Raw genomic sequence first — 285 nt, 5'->3', positions numbered from 1 at the left:
TGCCGGTGATGACGGCGAGGTCGTCCTGGGAGTTGTTGGCGCCGTAGTACTCCCCCTTGCTCCACTGGGTGAGGTTCTCGTCGTCCCCGAGGTAGGGGGCGCCCAGGATGGTGCCCCAGCTGGTGGGTCCGGTGCCGCCATGGCCGGCGTAGTACTCGGTGGAGCCGGCGCCGTCGTGGGTGAGGCCAAGGGTGTGGCCGACTTCGTGGGAGGCGGTGGCGGCGGCGGAATAGTCGCCGCGGTTGAAGACGAGGGCCACATCATCGGTGGCCCAGTTGAAGCTGT

Annotated in this window: 1 protein-coding gene; it reads right to left on the bottom strand. The window is 68.4% G+C overall.

Annotation, left to right across the window (positions count from 1 at the left end; translation table 11 throughout):
• A partial coding sequence (locus tag KUG41_RS16215) for a zinc-dependent metalloprotease (RefSeq protein WP_216905050.1) occupies positions 1-285 on the bottom strand: 285 nt, incomplete at both ends.

Origin of the sequence: Synechococcus sp. CCY 9618, assembly GCF_019038415.1 — a bacterium.
Lineage (GTDB): Bacteria > Cyanobacteriota > Cyanobacteriia > PCC-6307 > Cyanobiaceae > Cyanobium.
The sequence above is the reverse complement of the archived record's forward strand: the minus strand, read 5'-3'. Positions and strand labels throughout refer to the sequence as shown.